Origin of the sequence: Enterobacter cloacae complex sp. 2022EL-00788, assembly GCF_026627565.1 — a bacterium.
Taxonomy (GTDB): Bacteria; Pseudomonadota; Gammaproteobacteria; order Enterobacterales; family Enterobacteriaceae; genus Enterobacter; species Enterobacter pasteurii.
The window spans coordinates 438,966-454,944 of record NZ_JAPNMC010000001.1 but is presented as its reverse complement, the minus strand read 5'-3'; the positions used below and the strand labels follow the sequence as shown (position 1 = coordinate 454,944).

The following is a 15,979-nucleotide window of genomic DNA, read 5'->3' as shown; positions in this document are numbered from 1 at the left end:
AGGGCCTTTCTCATTACCTGAACACCACGACCCGGTTGCGCCCCGTCTCCTTTGCCTCATACATGGCTTTATCCGCGCTTTCCACGCAGGTTTCCGCGCTGGTTTCCGGCGAGGTTGCGGTGAATACGCCCATGCTGATGGTAATTGGCTCCGGCAGATGGCCGCCGCTGCTGGTTTTATCAAACCCGCTCAGCTTGAGACGAATGCGCTCGGCGACCTGCCGCGCGGCGTCTGATGGGGTATTGGTCAGCATCAGAACAAACTCTTCACCGCCGATTCGGGCCGCGATATCCTGGGGGCGCACGGAATCCGTCAGAAGATTAGAGACAAACTGCAGCACCTTATCTCCCTGCAAATGCCCGTAGCAGTCGTTGATGCGCTTGAAACGGTCAAGATCGCTTACCACCACCGATACCGGGTGTGCCTCCGTTGCCGAGCCGAGGGCGTAGTTTAATGAATCATAAAAATAGCTGCGGTTATAAAGACGGGTGAGCGGGTCGCGGATCGAGTTTTGATAAGACTGCTGGTATTTGACGTGCGAGTCGCGATACAAATTAAAGACGTCGGAAAGCAGAATAAATATTATCATTAACGTCGCGACGGTTTCGAATAACCGGGCGCGATACCACGAAACATCTTCCGCGTGTCCGCCTAACAGCAGCATTAACAGCGTGACGACATAACAGACGCACAAAAAATTTCCGCCCACCCAGAACAAATTTCTTATCCGGGTCACGGCCATCAGGGTGATTAAGGTAACGCCCCAGATAACGATCAAAATGATATTGATCGTCTGGCTCCAGAGAACCATAAACTTCCGGGTTTCATTATCCACGAGATCCAGGGTTAGCATTGTGGAATGGCTGGAATAGAACCACGCCAGCCCAAGCATACCGCACGTGAAAAGAGCCGACCCGGCAACGGCGCCGATGTGGGCGCTTCGCGTGAGGGGGGAAGCGCGGAGCGTATACAGTAATACCGAGGCGATCATCAGCACCGCCATTAAAAGGTGGCGGAACATATAAAAGATCATCGCGTCATTATAGTTCGCCTCGTTGAACTGATAGAGATCCAGCCAGGCCGGAAAGCTGGACAGCGTACCCACCATCAGCAATGCCGAACCGGCAAAGGCCGCGGCAATCGGAACGAGATATAAACGTTTTTTATCGCACCAGTATTTCATTGCCATAAAGCAGGCAATAAACAGATGGAATACCAGAAGAAAAATAGTGAGCGTAGGGAAAAATAGCGGAGAGAATGAAGGAACCCATTCAACAAGTTTTATAAATAATCCCTGTAATACGCTTATGACGACGATGCATCCAATGACGAACGCCATATAGCGGTTTTTTACAAATCGAGAGATCGCAAGCATATAAGTTCAAATAAATAAAAAAGAGAAAATGAATGCGAAGAGTCTAACGAAGATAAGTAAAAAATACTTTGCGCAGGAACAAGAACAGAGGAGATGAATAATTCACCAAATGAATTATTTTTGTAACTATATTTATTAAATTGATATGTTTTGTAAATGAATGCGGTCTTTTGACCGCATCCATTATTATTTTAACGCGGGGAGACGGTAACCTGGCTGCCGTTGCTTGCCAGTACAACACGCTGGCCAGCGGAGAAGCGGGTATTACCCTGTTTCTGCACGACCATAATGGTGCTGCCATCGTCCTTGCGAATTTCCAGCTCAACGCCCTGGGTTTTGTTCATCGCGCCCTGAACGCCCTGACCGGCTACGCCGCCGGCAACTGCGCCCGCCGCGGTGGCCAGAGAACGTCCGGTACCGCCGCCAATGGTGTTACCCAGGAATCCACCCAGTACCGCACCACCGATTGCGCCCACAACGTTCGTGTCATCGCCACCCTGAATCTGAACAGGACGGGCATTAACGATAGTACCGTATGTCACGTTCTGTACCTGTTTAGCTTCAGAAGCACTATATACGTCGCCGGAGAGTGAATTGTCGTTCACACAACCCGCCAGTGTTAAACCAATCAGCGAAACGCCCATTACACGTAAAATCATTTGACTCTCCTGTTCACCAAAAAACGCCCGGTTGGGGCATCCGTTATGGCTAAATTATATGGCATTAACGACCACAGTTCATATCTTTGCATGCCGAATAAAAAAATTTTACTTGAATCTGGCTTAACGGGACATAAACAAAAGCCGCCTGTGCGGCAGGTCTGAGATTGTTAAAAATTATAATCACCGCATAGCAAAGCAGCGTCATTTATGGTGGAGTGTTTGCACTTAGCCCACGTAACGTAAGGAAAGCGCATGAAATCGGGTCGCTATATCGGTGTGATGTCCGGGACCAGTCTTGACGGTGTGGATGTCGTCCTGGCCGCTATTGATGAAAACATGGTGGCGCAGCAGGCAAGCCTGAGCTGGCCTATTCCGGTCTCGTTAAAAGAAGAGATTCTGAGCATCTGCCAGGGACAGCAGCTGACGCTTTCTCAGCTTGGTCAGCTGGACGTGCGTCTGGGGGCGCTGTTTGCACAAGCGGTACTGGCCCTGATGCAGCAAGAGCGCCTTCATCCGCAGGATGTCGTGGCGATCGGGTGCCACGGGCAGACCGTCTGGCATGAGCCCGTCGGCGAGGCGCCGCATACGATGCAAATTGGCGATAACAACCAGATTGTGGCCAAAACCGGCGTGACGGTAGTGGGCGACTTCCGCCGTCGGGATATGGCGCTTGGCGGTCAGGGCGCACCGCTGGTGCCGGCATTCCACCAGGCGCTGCTGGCCCATCCGGTTGAGCGCAGGATGGTGCTGAACATAGGCGGGATCGCCAACCTGTCGTTGCTTATCCCGGGTCAGCCGGTGCGCGGATACGATACCGGGCCCGGCAACATGCTGATGGATGCCTGGATATGGCGTCAGATCGGTAAACCTTACGACAAAGATGCCCGGTGGGCCAGCCAGGGGAAGGTGATCCTCCCTCTGCTGCAGTCCCTGTTAAGCGATCCGTTCTTTGCGCTGCCTGCGCCAAAAAGCACGGGGCGCGAATATTTTAACTACGGCTGGCTTGAACGCCAGCTGGCGCAGTTCCCCGCGCTCGCGCCGCAGGACGTGCAGGCGACGCTTACTGAGCTAACCGCCATGTCCATTTCTGAACAGGTATTGCTGAGCGGCGGCTGCGAGCGTCTGCTGGTATGCGGGGGTGGGAGCCGCAATCCGCTGATCATGGCGCGCCTGGCCGCACTGCTGCCGGGCACGGAAGTGACTACCACAGATGAAGCCGGCATCAGCGGAGACGATATGGAGGCGCTGGCCTTCGCCTGGCTTGCCTGGCGTACGGTTGCCGGGCTGCCAGGGAATTTACCCTCCGTGACCGGCGCGCGGGAAGCGAGCGTTCTCGGCGCTATTTTCCCCGCGAACCCGCGTCATAATCAGAGTTAACTGAAATTCAGCGGCGGGTGTAACCCTTAAAATGAGGAACAACAGGAGGGCGGCCATGCCCTCCGGGACCAGGATAGTCTTCGGGATATGCTCATGAAAAAATACCTTCTTATTGCTTTGCCTTTTCTTCTGACCGGATGCAGCGCCTATAACCAGCTTGTTGAGCGTATGCAAACCGACACGCTTGAATACCGCTGTGATGAAAAACCGCTGACGGTGAAGCTGAACAACCCTCGTCAGGAAGCCAGCTTTGTCTACGACAATAAATTGCTGACCCTGAAGCAGGGCATGTCGGCCTCCGGCGCGCGCTACACGGACGGGATTTACGTGTTCTGGTCGAAAGGGGACAGCGCTACCGTCTACAAGCGTGACCGCATTGTGCTGAACAACTGTCAGCTCGAAAATCCGAAGCGTTGAGATTTTTACAAGGGGGGCGCACAATAGCGCCACCCAATGTCAATTTCAGCTAACGCCATGTCAGATAACGACGAATTGCAGCAAATTGCGCATCTGCGCCGTGAATACACCAAAGGCGGGCTGCGCCGCCAGGATCTTCCCGCCGAACCGCTGGTGCTTTTTGAACGCTGGCTGAAGCAGGCCTGCGAAGCGAAGCTGGCCGATCCGACGGCCATGGTTGTCGCCACGGTTGATGAAAACGGTCAACCCTACCAGCGCATCGTCCTGCTCAAGCACTTCGACGACAAAGGGCTGGTGTTCTACACCAACCTCGGCAGCCGGAAAGCCCACCACCTGGAAAACAACCCGCGCATCAGCCTGCTGTTCCCGTGGCATATGCTGGAGCGTCAGGTGATGGTGACCGGCAAAGCGGAGCGCCTCTCCACGCTCGAGGTCGTGAAGTATTTCCACAGCCGCCCGCGCGACAGCCAGATTGGCGCGTGGGTGTCTAAGCAGTCCAGCCGCATCTCTGCCCGCGGCGTGCTGGAGAGCAAATTCCTCGAACTCAAGCAGAAGTTTCAGCAGGGTGAAGTGCCGCTGCCGAGCTTCTGGGGCGGATTCCGCATTCCCATCGAGCAGATGGAGTTCTGGCAGGGCGGTGAACACCGTCTCCATGACCGCTTTTTATACCAGCGCGACAACCGTGGCTGGAAAATAGACAGGCTGGCCCCGTAAACCCTGAAATTTGTTGTGTTAAGCGCTAGCGCACGCCGCGCTTGCGCTTTATTCTATGTACCTTTCGCACCAGGCGAAAAGTCGTGTACCGGCAAAGGTGCAGTCGTTTATACATGGAGAATTTGATGGCAAGCAGTAACTTGATTAAACAATTGCAAGAGCGGGGCCTCGTGGCCCAGGTGACGGACGAAGAAGCGTTAGCAGAGCGACTGGCGCAAGGCCCGATCGCGCTGTATTGCGGCTTCGATCCCACCGCTGACAGCTTGCATTTGGGGCATCTTGTTCCGTTGTTATGCCTGAAACGCTTCCAGATGGCCGGCCATAAGCCCGTCGCGCTGGTTGGCGGCGCGACCGGTCTGATTGGCGACCCAAGTTTTAAAGCCGCTGAGCGTAAGCTGAATACCGAAGACACCGTTCAGGAGTGGGTAGACAAGATCCGCAAACAGGTTGCACCCTTCCTCGATTTCGACTGCGGTGAAAACTCTGCAATTGCGGCGAACAACTACGACTGGTTTGGCGGCATGAACGTGCTGACCTTCCTGCGCGACATCGGCAAGCATTTCTCTGTTAACCAGATGATTAACAAAGAAGCGGTGAAGCAGCGTCTTAACCGTGACGATCAGGGCATCTCCTTTACCGAGTTCTCCTATAACCTGCTTCAGGGTTATGACTTCGCCTGCCTGAACAAGCTCCACGGCGTTTCTCTGCAAATTGGCGGCTCCGACCAGTGGGGCAACATCACCTCCGGTATCGATCTGACCCGTCGTCTGCACCAGAATCAGGTCTTTGGTCTGACCGTTCCGCTGATCACCAAAGCAGACGGTACCAAGTTCGGCAAAACCGAAGGCGGCGCGGTATGGCTGGATCCGAAGAAAACCAGCCCGTACAAATTCTACCAGTTCTGGATCAACACGGCGGATGCCGACGTTTATCGCTTTCTGAAATTCTTTACCTTTATGGATATTGAAGACATCAATGCCCTGGAAGAGGAAGACAAGAACAGCGGTAAAGCTCCGCGCGCCCAGTACGTGCTGGCGGACGAAGTTACAAAACTGGTGCACGGCGAGGAAGGCCTGGCGGCGGCGAAACGTATTACGGCGAGCCTGTTCAACGGTACCCTGAGCGACCTGAGCGAAGCGGACTTTGAGCAGCTGGCCCAGGATGGCGTGCCGATGGTCGAGATGGAGAAAGGCGCAGACCTGATGCAGGCGCTGGTGGATTCCGAGCTACAGCCGTCCCGCGGCCAGGCGCGTAAAACCATCGCCTCAAACGCTATCACCATCAACGGCGAAAAACAGGCCGATCCGGAATACACCTTCACCGAGAGCGATCGTCTGTATGGCCGCTACACGCTGCTGCGTCGTGGTAAGAAAAATTACTGTCTGGTCTGCTGGAAGTAATTAAAAGAATGCAGGGGCGTGGGAAACCACGCCCCTTTTGTTTTGACAGGGTTTGGTAAGTACAACATGAAGAACATCCTCGCCATTCAGTCCCACGTTGTTTTTGGGCATGCCGGCAACAGCGCTGCGGAATTTCCGATGCGCCGCCTCGGCGCCAACGTCTGGCCTCTCAACACCGTCCAGTTTTCGAATCACACCCAGTACGGTAAATGGACCGGCTGCGTGATGCCGCCGTCGCATCTGACGGAGATCGTTCAGGGTATTGCGGAGATTGACCAGCTCCGGCGCTGCGACGCTGTGCTGAGCGGCTATCTCGGTTCGGCGGAGCAGGGGGAGCATATCCTTGGCATCGTGCGCCAGGTGAAAGCGGCAAACCCCGCAGCGAAATATTTCTGCGACCCGGTGATGGGCCATCCGGAAAAAGGCTGCATCGTGGCGCCGGGCGTGGCGGAGTTTCATGTCCGGCATGCCTTGCCGGCCAGCGATATTATTGCCCCCAACCTGATTGAGCTGGAGATACTGTGCGAGCATCCGGTAAACAGCGTAGAAGAGGCTGTAAGCGCGTCTCGCGAACTGATAGCCCAGGGGCCGGAGATTGTACTGGTAAAACACCTGGCGCGCGCAGGGATGAGCCAGGACCGTTTTGAGATGCTGCTGGTGACGAAGGACGACGCCTGGCATATCAGCCGGCCGCTGGTGGATTTCGGCATGCGTCAGCCCGTTGGCGTCGGTGATGTCACCAGCGGTTTGCTGCTGGTGAAGCTGTTGCAGGGGGTAGGCCTGCGCGATGCGCTGGAGCACGTGACCGCGGCCGTATATGAAATCATGATTGCGACGAAAACGATGCAGGAATATGAGCTGCAGGTGGTTGCGGCGCAGGATCGCATCGCGAAGCCGGAGCACTATTTCAGCGCCACAAGGCTATAAAGCCCCATATTGACGTTTGCCGGGTATGCGTCATCGCTACCCGGCAACACGCGCTCGCAGGTTAGTTTAAACCTTCCGCTTTCAGCGCCGCGGCAACCGCAGGACGCTCCGCCACGCGTGCCATGTACGACGCGATATGATCTAATCCGTCCATGTTCAGCTTAACCGCGCGCGCCCAGCGCAGAACGGTAAACAGATATGCATCGGCAATGGTGAAGCGTGAGCCACAGATCCACTGGTCGACCTTCAGGCTGTCGTTAATGTACTGAAGCTTTTTCTCCAGCAGCGTGCGCACGGTCGGTTTGTACTCTTCCGGGGTATCCGGGCGGAACAGGGGCGTAAAGCCCTTGTGCAGCTCGGTGGCGATGTAGTTCAGCCACTCCAGCGTTTTATACCGTGCAATGCTGCCGGTAGGGGCAAGGAGCTGACGATCCGGTACGTTGTCCGCGAGATACTGCATAATCGCCACCCCTTCGGTCAGCAGGGTGCCATCATCCAGCAGCAGGGCCGGAACCTGCCCTTTTGGGTTAATCGCAAAAAAGTCATCCCCGTTTTCCAGGCGCTTTTTCATCAGGTCAACGCCGTCCAGCGTAAAATCCTTACCGCTCTCGCGAAGGGTGATATGGGAAGCAAGAGAGCAGGCGCCCGGTTTATAGAACAGTTTCATCGGTAACTCCTTTTTGCTGAGGTTCCAGCTATGTTAGTGCGCGTTCGGATAAAAAAAAAGCCGCTAATACGTTAGCGGCTTCTGGTCAGTCGTTTCCCGATGACGTTACGCGGTGGCGGTTGTGCTCGCCTTAGCGGATTTGTCGTCGTCCTGAGTCATACGATTCAGTTTAGGGGCAGTCAGCAGCATCAGTATGGCAATCACGGCGGTCGCGATACCAATCTGCATGAACACGGTGCCGTAAACGTTCAGGGACACCAGCGGGTCGGTAACGTTTTCTGGTACCGCCATCAGGTTCGCAATCTTACCGGCGATGATCGCCGCGCCAGCGGTGGTCAGGAACCAGCTACCCATGATGAAGCCCATCAGACGCTGTGGTACCAGCTGTGCAACCATTGCCAGGCCCAGGCCGGAGATCATCAGCTCACCAATAGATTGCAGCGCATAGCTCAGGATCAGCCAGTTAACGGAGACGATACCCGCGTCAGTCGCGAATTTGGTACCCAGCGGCAGGACCAGGAACGCGCCGGAGCACAGCACCATACCGATGGCGAACTTGTGCGGCATAGGCAGACGGTCGCCCATTTTGTTATAGATAGCGGCCAGAATCGGGCTACCAATCATGATCCAGAACGGGTTGAGCGCCTGATACTGCTCCGGCTCGAACGCGATACCCAGGATTGAGTGCTCAACGTTACGGATAGCGAAGAAGTTCAGAGACGTAGGCATCTGGCTGTACAGCACGAAGAAGATAATCGCTTCCAGCATCAGGATGAAGGCCACAATCATCTTGCGGCGGGCGGCACCCTGCATGGCGAAGGCTTCTTTGGCGAAGATGATAACGATACCCAGCGCAACCACGCCCAGTACCGCACGTGCAACGCCCTGGTTGTGCAGCAGCCAGGTGGCAACGGCGGCCAGGATCACAACACCAACGATGGTTGCCAGCAGTTTGCCCATGTGCACCGGTTCGAAGTCTGGTTTTGAACCATAATCTTTAACCCAGCTGCGGCAGAACAGGAAGTTCACTACCGTGATCAGCATGCCCACGAAGCTCAGCGCAAACGCCACGCTCCAGCCAAATTTCGCGGCCAGCCATGGGGTTGCCAGCATGGAGAAGAATGAACCGATGTTGATGGACATGTAGTACATGGTGAATGCACCGTCCAGACGGGGATCATCTTTGCTGTAGCAGGTAGAAAGCAGGGAAGACGGGTTAGCCTTGAAGAGGCCGTTACCGACCGCGATGGTGGCCATGCCCATGTATACCACGCCTGCATCGTGCCCGGACCACGCAACCAGTCCATAACCAATCGCCAGAACCACGGCGCCCAGCATAATGACGCGTTTAGTCCCGAGGACTTTATCGCCTAACCAGCCGCCAATTGCGACAAGGCCATACACCAGAGCGCTGAAGGATGAGAACAGCGTGATGGAATCCGCTTCGGACATACCCAGTTGCTTAACCAGGTAAACGGCCATAATCCCTTGCAGGCCGTAGTAGCCAAAACGCTCCCATAATTCGATAGAGAAAATGAGATAGAACGCTTTAGGCTGTTTGAAAGCGTTAAGACTTACGCTCTCATCTGTTGGTTTATTGTTTGCAGTTGACACATATACCTCTTTTTTTACATCCCATATTAACGGGGGTGTTCATAGCGTGATGACCGTAGTCCATCCGCTTTATAGTTATATTGGGAGGGGAAACGGCGGGTAATGTTCACTATCCAGCCCCGTCTGGCAATACGTTTGTAATACTCTGTTACATATAACTGACGCGGCATAATCCTCGGTTCATACAAATGTTATTCAGCGTTAAATTTCATTGGTTGAAAATTGCTGGTTTTTTTCACTACAAAAGGCCCTGCCGGATGGCTGTTTGGCGATATGTTCTGCTATTTATGGTTGTTGGCAGTGATATAGCCCATAATCTGAAAAATGACTGGTCTTATCTGCGGTGTGGGGCCAATTACATCTTGTGTGGCAAAGGGGCAGGGACGGTTTTATAAACAAAAATCCAACATGACGTTATCAGAGTGATCGGGATCACAGATGTATAGAAATTTTTGGTGATGAAAAAACTATTAACCTGTTTGAGTGTTAAATGGCCGACGAATCAGCGTGGCTGAAAGACAAAGCGGAGGGTATTTTATGGTCAATCTAAGGGATGATAGAGCCCTTATTGAAACTAAGGGCTTGAGAAGCGAGCGGAAAAAGCGCTGTCAGGGATAGACCTTTTCGCTGTACTCGCAAAGATCTTCGATAATGCAGGAGCCGCAGCGCGGCTTGCGGGCTATGCAGGTATAGCGACCGTGCAGGATCAGCCAGTGGTGGCAGTCCACCTTAAACTCAGCGGGAACCACCTTTAGCAGCTTCTCTTCAACCTGCTCCACGTTCTTTCCTGGCGCAAAATGGGTGCGGTTAGAGACGCGGAAGATATGCGTATCCACGGCAATTGTCGGCCAGCCAAAAGCCGTGTTCAGCACAACGTTTGCCGTCTTGCGTCCGACGCCCGGCAGCGCCTCCAGCGCAGCACGATCTTCCGGAACTTCACCGCCGTGCTGCTCAAGCAGGATCCGGCAGGTCTTAATAACGTTTTCAGCCTTGCTGTTAAACAGGCCGATGGTTTTGATATAGGATTTTACCCCCTCCACGCCCAGCTCCAGCATGGCCTGCGGCGTATTCGCGACGGGGTAGAGCAGGGCAGTCGCTTTGTTGACGCTTACGTCAGTAGCCTGCGCGGAGAGCAGCACCGCGATCAGCAGCTCAAACGGAGAGTTAAAGTTCAGCTCCGTCGTTGGATGAGGATTCTGATCGCGCAGGCGCGTCAGTATCGCAATGCGTTTCTCTTTATTCATGAGGCTTTTTCGGGGATCCCTTCCTGCACGCTGCGCTCGGCCGCGCGGCGCTTACGTTTTTCATCAATCAGGTATTTTACCGCCAGCATCATGCCAAGGCCAATAAATGCTCCAGGAGGCAGCATTGCCAGCAGGAACGGGGTGTCCGTGTGGAACACCTCAATGCGCAGCGCCTTAGCCCAGCCGCCGAGCAGCGCATCTGCGCCGTCAAAAAGCGTGCCGTTGCCCAGAATTTCACGCATAGATCCGAGGACGAACATTGCGGCGGTTGCGCCCATGCCGATGGAAAATCCGTCCAGCGCGGAGATGGCCGGGTTGTTTTTCACCGCGAAGGCTTCGGCGCGGCCAACGACGATACAGTTGGTCACAATCAGCGGAATGAAGATCCCCAGCGACTGGTACAGGCCAAATGCGTAGGCATTAATCAGCATTTGCACCACGCTAACCACCGAGGCAATGATCATCACGTAAATCGGAATGCGGATTTCCGACGGCGTCCAGCGGCGAAGCACGGAAATTGAGAAGTTGGTCAAGGTGAGCACCAGCGTGGTTGCCAGGCCCAGACCGAGCGCGTTGGTGGCGGTGGACGTCACCGCCAGCAGCGGGCACAACCCCAGCAGCTGCACCAGCGCCGAGTTGTTCTTCCAGAGTCCCTGAACGATGACTTCTTTAACCTGGCTCATGGTCACTCCTCACACGGGGAAAGATTGTTAAGCTGCCCGGGCAGCGTTTCGGCATACAGCCCGGCTCGCTTGACGGCGTTGACCACCGCGCGCGGCGTTATGGTGGCGCCCGTGAACTGGTCAAACTCGCCGCCATCTTTTTTCACCGCGAAAGCGGGATCGTCCTCGCCATGAATCACCTTCCCGGCAAAGTGTAAGATCCAGTCGCTTAAGCGCGTTTCGATTTTATCGCCGAGGCCCGGCGTTTCGTGATGCTCCGTGACGCGCGTGCCCAGCACGGTGCCGGAAAAATCACTGCCCACAAGCAGCTGAATCGCACCCGAGTAGCCGTCCGGCGCGGTGGCTTCCATGATGGCACCCACCGGGTTCTCTCCCTTACGGGCAATATACACGCGGTGCGGTCCGTTACCGAGCTGCGGAGTCTGCACGACAAAGCAGCTCTTCTGCAGGTCGTTATCGTAGAAATCTGACGGGATCACCTGATCGAACAGCGCTTTTTGCTGTTTTACAGCCTGTTCTTCAATGGTGGTTTTCGTCAGCTCATTCACCAGCGCCGTCAGCCCGGTGAGGGCGGCGGCGAAGATTGCCAGCGTAACGCCGTGTTTTTGCATTGTCTTAAGCATGGCGTAACCCTTAGCGATGACCGTACACGCGCGGACGGGTGTAGTAGTCGATGAGCGGAACGGTGATATTGGCCAGCAGCACGGCAAACGCCACGCCGTCGGGATAGCCGCCAAAGCTGCGAATAAGCCAGACCAGCAGTCCCGCCAGCGCGCCAAAGATGAGGCGGCCGCGGTTAGTGGTGGAGGCGGTTACCGGATCGGTCAGGATAAAGAATGCACCGAGCATGGTCGCGCCGGAGAGCAAATGAAGCTGCGGGGTTGCCAGTGAGTCCGGGGAAATAACCCAGCCGAGCGTCGAGCAGACGGCCAGCGTCGCCAGGAAGCTGACCGGAATATGCCAGCGAATGGCCTTCTGTTGCAGCAGGAACGCACCGCCCAGCAGGTAGGCCACATTGACCCACTGCCAGCCAGCACCTGCCAGAACGCCGCTGTAAATGGAGGACTGCATGACCTGCTCAACGCTGTGTCCGGCGCGCAGGGAGGTTTTAAAGGTGTCGAGCGGTGTCGCCTGGCTGATACCATCCACGCCCATGCGCAGCGCGTTCATATCCGCGCCCTGCGCGGTGTGGCCGCTAAAGATTACATGCAGAGCGTCCATAAACCCGGGCACCGTGGCGGCAAGCTCATGCGGCGGCAGCCAGCTGGTCATCTGGACCGGGAAGGAGATGAGCAGAACAACGTAGCCGATCATCGCCGGGTTAAACGGGTTATGGCCCAGCCCGCCGTACAGCTGCTTAGCGATGACTACCGCAAATACGGTTCCTGAAACCACCATCCACCACGGCGCAAACGGGGGAATACTGATGGCCAGCAGCAGGCCGGTCAGCAGGGCGGAGTTATCGCTCAGGATGCGGGTAACGTCCATTTTGCGCAGCTTCAGGATCAGGGCTTCCGCGGCAACGGCGCTGGCGCAACCAAGAGCCAGCTGGAAAAGCGTGCCCCAGCCGAAAAACCAACACTGAACGGCAATGCCCGGCAGCGCGGCCAGGCACACCAGCATCATGATACGCGATGTCTGGCGCTGGTTATGGGTATAAGGGGAACTTGCAATTCTGAAAACCATTTAATCCTCGTTAACGGCTTGCTGCGCGGCTTTCTTTGCCTGAACACGCGCAATCGCGGCGGCGACTGCGGCTTTGCGTGGATCGTCGTTAGCGGCCGCAGGCAGCGTTTCCGGCTGTGCCGCCTTGCGCGCCTTAGCGCGGGCGATAGCCGCTTCCACGGCGGCTTTACGCGGGTCGACGGGGGCTTCGCTCTCTTCGGCAGGCTGAATCTGTGCCGCCTTGCGCGCCTTGGCGCGGGCGATGGCCGCTTCCACGGCAGCCTTGCGCGGATCCGGCGCGTCCTGCTCCACCACCACTGCCTGCTGTCCGGCCTTGCGCGCTTTGGCACGGGCGATAGCCGCTTCCACCGCGGCTTTACGCGGATCGGCATCGGCTTCCGGTTTGGCGTTTTGCGCCTTCTCCGCCTGACGCGCGCGCGCTTCGGCTTTACGCGCCTCGCGGGCGGCAATCGCTTCGCTGTTGTCCGGTTTTTGTCCGGCCGCTATTTCCACCGCCTGGGCGGCGGTGGCTTTTTTCTCACGCACGCGGGCCAGTGCGGCGTTAATCGCATCCTGATCTTTTGCATCAGGCTGCACGGCGGCCTGCTTATGGCGTTCCTGACGGGCGAGCTTCTCGCGCTCCAGCCGTGCCTGGCGCGCTTCAAAGCGGGCTTTAGCCTCAGCGGCGCGTTTTTCCTCCATCGAGATCGCATAGATTTCGGCTTTCTCCTGACGGAAGTACTGCACCAGCGGAATATTGCTCGGGCAGACCCAGGCACAGGCACCGCATTCAATACAGTCTGCCAGGTTGTGCGCCTGCGCCTTATCGTGCAGCTGGCCTTTGCTGTACCAATACAACTGCTGCGGCAGCAAATCTGCCGGACACGCGTCCGCGCAGGCGCTACAGCGAATGCAGCTTTTCTCTTCCTGCGTTTCGCCCATCTCCGTCGGGGAAGGGGCGAGCAGGCAGTTAGTGATTTTCACCACCGGGACGTCGAGCCACGGCAGGGTAAAGCCCATCAGCGGGCCGCCCATGATGACCATCTGATCGCTGCCCGGACAGAACCCCGCCTGCTCCAGCAAATGACGCACCGGGGTGCCCAGGCGAGCCCAGACGTTGCCGGGACGCGAGACGGACTCGCCGGTCAGGGTGACCACGCGTTCGGTCAGCGGCTCCCCGTCGATGACCGCACGCTTCACCGCGTAGGCGGTACCGACGTTCTGCATCAGCACCCCGATATCGGACGAACGGCCCCCGTGGGGAACCTGCTTGCCGGTCAGGATCTGCGTCAGCTGCTTTGCGCCACCGGACGGGTATTTCGTTGGGATCACGCGCAGGCCGATATCATGGCTATCCGCCAGCACCGCGCGCAGCATGGAAATGGCCTGCGGCTTATTGTCCTCAATACCGATCAGCACTTCGCGGGGCTGCAGGATATGCGCGAGGATGCGAATCCCTTCCACCACCTGCGCCGCGCAGTCCTGCATCAGGCGGTCATCCGCGGTGATGTACGGCTCGCACTCGGCGGCGTTGATGATTAGCGTTTCGATTTTATCGCCGCCGCCGTGAAGCTTGGCGCCGGTCGGGAAGCCTGCGCCGCCCATACCCGCAACGCCGAACTGATGAATACGCGCTATCAGCTCTTCCCGGCTGCGGGAGCGGTAGTCGCTCCAGCCGTCACGATCGATCCAGCGGTCCTCGCCATCAGCTTCAATGATGACGCTCAGCTCGGACAGCGCCGACGGATGGGCAACGGTATGCGGGGCAATGGACACCACTTTACCGGAGGTCGGGGCGTGAACCGGCAGCATACGGCCGCGGCCAAAGGTCAGCGGCTGGCCGCGAAGGACGCTGTCGCCTTCCTTCACGCACAGTTCACCTTCCGCGCCGATATGCTGTTTCAGAGGCATAACGTAACGGGTCGCCAGCGGGATCTGACGCAGCGGCGTGCCGTTAGACTGCGATTTCATCTCCGGCGGATGGATGCCGCCGTCGAAATCCCAGATCTTCTCTTTTCTGAAAGCAGAAAATAACTTAAACATGTTGTTCCACAGGAATATTGCGAACCGGAATGGCTTGAAGATCCCACTTCCAGTTTTCGGTAGTCGTTTCAACCGGGCGTAGTTCTATACACTGCGTCGGGCAGGGCGCCACGCAGAGATTACAGCCGGTGCACAGATCCGCCACAACGGTGTGCATAGCGCGCGTTGCGCCCACAATGGCGTCTACAGGACACGCCTGAATACATTTGGTACAGCCAATGCAGTTGGCTTCGTCAATAACGGCAAGGGCGCGCACGGGCTCCTGCGCCTGTTCATCGCCGTCGACGGGCTGCGGGTCGACGTTAAGCAGCGCGGCAATTTTGAGCATGACGGCTTCGCCACCCGGCGCGCAGCGGTTAATTTTCTCACCCTGCACGCCCACCGCCTCAGCATAAGGGCGGCAGCCGGGGTAGCCGCACTGCCCGCACTGGCTCTGCGGTAAAAGCTCATCGATTTTTTCAACAACCGGATCGTCCTCGACCGCAAAACGGCGGGAGGCATAGCCCAGAATGACGCCAAACACCAGTCCCAGCACGCTGATGGACGCGATGGCAATCCAGATAGCACTCATTACAACTTCACCAGACCACTAAAGCCCATAAAGGCCAGAGACATTAAACCTGCGGTCACCAGCGCGATGGCGTTGCCGCGAAACGGCGCGGGAATATCCGCCGCCGCCAGACGCTCGCGAATGGACGCGAACAGAACCATAACAAAGGAAAAACCGACCGCCGCGGAAAAACCGTACAGCGCCGACTGCATGAAATTATGCCCAAGGTTGATGTTGAGCAGCGCCACGCCCAGCACCGCGCAGTTGGTGGTGATGAGAGGCAGAAAAATACCCAGCAGGCGATACAGGGCCGGACTGGTTTTACGCACCACCATTTCGGTGAACTGCACCACCACCGCAATGACCAGGATAAAGGACAGGGTGCGCAGATAAAGCATGTCCAGCGGGATCAGGATCCAGGTATCAATCAGCCATGCGCAGATAGAGGCCATCGTCATCACGAAGGTGGTTGCCAGCCCCATGCCCATTGCCGTCTCCAGCTTTTTGGAGACGCCCATGAACGGGCACAGGCCAAGGAACTTCACCAGCACGAAGTTATTAACCAGCACAGTTCCGACAAAGAGCAGTAAGTAATCGGTCATTATTTAGCCTGAAATAAAATAGCCGCCTATTATCGGATA

Annotated in this window: 16 protein-coding genes; 5 read left to right on the top strand and 11 right to left on the bottom strand. The window is 56.4% G+C overall.

What is annotated here, in order from left to right; translation table 11 throughout:
* Window positions 1-13 precede the first annotated feature (13 nt).
* Both OWK27_RS02120 and slyB read right to left on the bottom strand, forming a co-directional pair.
* Window positions 14-1,375 carry a GGDEF domain-containing protein gene (locus tag OWK27_RS02120; protein WP_267589718.1) on the bottom strand — a complete coding sequence of 454 codons (1,362 nt, stop codon included), beginning with the start codon at window positions 1,373-1,375 and terminating at the stop codon, window positions 14-16.
* Between the two features lie 191 nt (window positions 1,376-1,566).
* Window positions 1,567-2,034, bottom strand: coding sequence for an outer membrane lipoprotein SlyB (slyB, locus tag OWK27_RS02115; RefSeq protein ID WP_063448917.1), 468 nt, complete (start codon window positions 2,032-2,034; stop codon window positions 1,567-1,569).
* A 255-nt stretch (window positions 2,035-2,289) separates the two neighbouring features.
* Here slyB and anmK point away from each other — a divergent pair, with 255 nt between their 5' ends.
* The 5 genes from anmK to pdxY all read left to right on the top strand — a co-directional run bounded on the left by anmK (window position 2,290) and on the right by pdxY (window position 6,872).
* A complete protein-coding gene (anmK, locus tag OWK27_RS02110) occupies window positions 2,290-3,414 on the top strand; it encodes an anhydro-N-acetylmuramic acid kinase (RefSeq protein WP_267589717.1) in 1,125 nt (374 codons plus the stop codon).
* Window positions 3,415-3,501: 87 nt separating this feature from the next.
* Window positions 3,502-3,831 carry a C-type lysozyme inhibitor gene (gene mliC, locus OWK27_RS02105; protein WP_267589716.1) on the top strand — a complete coding sequence of 110 codons (330 nt, stop codon included), beginning with the start codon at window positions 3,502-3,504 and terminating at the stop codon, window positions 3,829-3,831.
* A 57-nt stretch (window positions 3,832-3,888) separates the two neighbouring features.
* Complete coding sequence (gene pdxH, locus OWK27_RS02100; RefSeq protein WP_193356316.1) at window positions 3,889-4,545, top strand: pyridoxamine 5'-phosphate oxidase; 657 nt, start codon at window positions 3,889-3,891, stop codon at window positions 4,543-4,545.
* A 125-nt stretch (window positions 4,546-4,670) separates the two neighbouring features.
* A complete protein-coding gene (gene tyrS, locus OWK27_RS02095) occupies window positions 4,671-5,945 on the top strand; it encodes a tyrosine--tRNA ligase (protein ID WP_148418896.1) in 1,275 nt (424 codons plus the stop codon).
* A 66-nt stretch (window positions 5,946-6,011) separates the two neighbouring features.
* Window positions 6,012-6,872, top strand: coding sequence for a pyridoxal kinase PdxY (gene pdxY / locus OWK27_RS02090; protein ID WP_267589715.1), 861 nt, complete (start codon window positions 6,012-6,014; stop codon window positions 6,870-6,872).
* Window positions 6,873-6,933: 61 nt separating this feature from the next.
* Here the strand turns inward: pdxY and gstA are convergent, their stop codons facing one another.
* From gstA to rsxA, 9 genes are all read right to left on the bottom strand, one after another.
* Window positions 6,934-7,539: a glutathione transferase GstA gene (gstA, locus tag OWK27_RS02085; RefSeq protein WP_267589714.1), complete on the bottom strand. Its 606-nt coding sequence runs from the start codon at window positions 7,537-7,539 to the stop codon at window positions 6,934-6,936.
* 105 nt (window positions 7,540-7,644) lie between these two features.
* Window positions 7,645-9,153 (bottom strand): dipeptide/tripeptide permease DtpA, encoded by a 1,509-nt coding sequence (dtpA, locus tag OWK27_RS02080; protein ID WP_267589713.1) that lies wholly within the window; start codon window positions 9,151-9,153, stop codon window positions 7,645-7,647.
* 608 nt (window positions 9,154-9,761) lie between these two features.
* Window positions 9,762-10,397: an endonuclease III gene (gene nth, locus OWK27_RS02075; protein ID WP_148418888.1), complete on the bottom strand. Its 636-nt coding sequence runs from the start codon at window positions 10,395-10,397 to the stop codon at window positions 9,762-9,764.
* Window positions 10,394-11,080 carry an electron transport complex subunit E gene (locus tag OWK27_RS02070; protein WP_176610508.1) on the bottom strand — a complete coding sequence of 229 codons (687 nt, stop codon included), beginning with the start codon at window positions 11,078-11,080 and terminating at the stop codon, window positions 10,394-10,396. Before OWK27_RS02070 ends, nth begins: the two co-directional genes overlap by 4 nt.
* A gap of 2 nt (window positions 11,081-11,082) precedes the next feature.
* Window positions 11,083-11,703: an electron transport complex subunit RsxG gene (rsxG, locus tag OWK27_RS02065; RefSeq protein WP_267589712.1), complete on the bottom strand. Its 621-nt coding sequence runs from the start codon at window positions 11,701-11,703 to the stop codon at window positions 11,083-11,085.
* A 10-nt stretch (window positions 11,704-11,713) separates the two neighbouring features.
* On the bottom strand, window positions 11,714-12,766 hold the full coding sequence (gene rsxD, locus OWK27_RS02060) for an electron transport complex subunit RsxD (protein ID WP_176610506.1): 1,053 nt from the start codon (window positions 12,764-12,766) through the stop codon (window positions 11,714-11,716).
* Window positions 12,767-14,788 (bottom strand): electron transport complex subunit RsxC, encoded by a 2,022-nt coding sequence (gene rsxC, locus OWK27_RS02055; protein ID WP_267589711.1) that lies wholly within the window; start codon window positions 14,786-14,788, stop codon window positions 12,767-12,769.
* The gene (rsxB, locus tag OWK27_RS02050) at window positions 14,781-15,359 is read right to left on the bottom strand and encodes an electron transport complex subunit RsxB (RefSeq protein ID WP_148418879.1); all 579 of its coding nucleotides are present in this window, start codon (window positions 15,357-15,359) and stop codon (window positions 14,781-14,783) included. The genes rsxC and rsxB overlap by 8 nt, the downstream gene beginning before the upstream one ends.
* Window positions 15,359-15,940, bottom strand: a complete 582-nt coding sequence (rsxA, locus tag OWK27_RS02045) for an electron transport complex subunit RsxA (protein WP_022647920.1) — start codon at window positions 15,938-15,940, stop codon at window positions 15,359-15,361. The genes rsxB and rsxA overlap by 1 nt, the downstream gene beginning before the upstream one ends.
* Window positions 15,941-15,979 lie beyond the last annotated feature (39 nt).

What these genes read in the sequence shown, in the direction of transcription:
- rsxG (WP_267589712.1), bottom strand. Translation starts at nt 11,703, where the DNA reads ATGCTTAAGACAATGCAAAAACACGGCGTTACGCTGGCAATCTTCGCC.
- anmK (WP_267589717.1), top strand. Translation starts at nt 2,290, where the DNA reads ATGAAATCGGGTCGCTATATCGGTGTGATGTCCGGGACCAGTCTTGAC.
- slyB (WP_063448917.1), bottom strand. Translation starts at nt 2,034, where the DNA reads ATGATTTTACGTGTAATGGGCGTTTCGCTGATTGGTTTAACACTGGCG.
- rsxA (WP_022647920.1), bottom strand. Translation starts at nt 15,940, where the DNA reads ATGACCGATTACTTACTGCTCTTTGTCGGAACTGTGCTGGTTAATAAC.
- rsxC (WP_267589711.1), bottom strand. Translation starts at nt 14,788, where the DNA reads ATGTTTAAGTTATTTTCTGCTTTCAGAAAAGAGAAGATCTGGGATTTC.
- tyrS (WP_148418896.1), top strand. Translation starts at nt 4,671, where the DNA reads ATGGCAAGCAGTAACTTGATTAAACAATTGCAAGAGCGGGGCCTCGTG.
- rsxB (WP_148418879.1), bottom strand. Translation starts at nt 15,359, where the DNA reads ATGAGTGCTATCTGGATTGCCATCGCGTCCATCAGCGTGCTGGGACTG.
- mliC (WP_267589716.1), top strand. Translation starts at nt 3,502, where the DNA reads ATGCTCATGAAAAAATACCTTCTTATTGCTTTGCCTTTTCTTCTGACC.
- rsxD (WP_176610506.1), bottom strand. Translation starts at nt 12,766, where the DNA reads ATGGTTTTCAGAATTGCAAGTTCCCCTTATACCCATAACCAGCGCCAG.
- OWK27_RS02120 (WP_267589718.1), bottom strand. Translation starts at nt 1,375, where the DNA reads ATGCTTGCGATCTCTCGATTTGTAAAAAACCGCTATATGGCGTTCGTC.
- OWK27_RS02070 (WP_176610508.1), bottom strand. Translation starts at nt 11,080, where the DNA reads ATGAGCCAGGTTAAAGAAGTCATCGTTCAGGGACTCTGGAAGAACAAC.
- pdxY (WP_267589715.1), top strand. Translation starts at nt 6,012, where the DNA reads ATGAAGAACATCCTCGCCATTCAGTCCCACGTTGTTTTTGGGCATGCC.
- gstA (WP_267589714.1), bottom strand. Translation starts at nt 7,539, where the DNA reads ATGAAACTGTTCTATAAACCGGGCGCCTGCTCTCTTGCTTCCCATATC.
- pdxH (WP_193356316.1), top strand. Translation starts at nt 3,889, where the DNA reads ATGTCAGATAACGACGAATTGCAGCAAATTGCGCATCTGCGCCGTGAA.
- nth (WP_148418888.1), bottom strand. Translation starts at nt 10,397, where the DNA reads ATGAATAAAGAGAAACGCATTGCGATACTGACGCGCCTGCGCGATCAG.